This window comes from Lacticaseibacillus manihotivorans DSM 13343 = JCM 12514, assembly GCF_001435035.1.
Lineage (GTDB): Bacteria > Bacillota > Bacilli > Lactobacillales > Lactobacillaceae > Lacticaseibacillus > Lacticaseibacillus manihotivorans.
Genome location: NZ_AZEU01000316.1, coordinates 1 through 326, shown reverse-complemented (window position 1 = coordinate 326; position 326 = coordinate 1). Strand labels below are relative to the sequence as shown.

1 protein-coding gene is annotated in these 326 nt (G+C 47.5%); it reads left to right on the top strand.

Translation table 11 applies throughout. The features are described 5' to 3' along the window. Positions 1-326: MBOAT family O-acyltransferase (locus FD01_RS15215; RefSeq protein ID WP_338043385.1), on the top strand; the 326-nt coding region annotated here is incomplete at both ends.

Sequence of the window (326 nt, the reverse complement as noted above, 5' to 3'; positions counted from 1 at the left end):
TTGAACCGCGCGGTGAAGTATTTGTTCTTAGGCTTCTTGTACAAATATGTGCTGGGCTACTTGTTTGGTACCGTGTGGCTGCCGCAGTTAGCGCATTTTGCCTTGCAAATCGGCGGATTCTCGTGGTCACTAGTCGGTTATATGTATGACTACTCAATGTATCTGTTCTTTGATTTTGCCGGTTACAGTTTGTTCGCGGTGGCGATTTCCTTGATCATGGGCATCGACACCCCGATGAACTTCAACAAACCTTTTGCCGCGCCGAACATCAAAGAGTTCTGGAATCGCTGGCACATGAGTTTGAGCTTTTGGTTCCGGGATTTCGT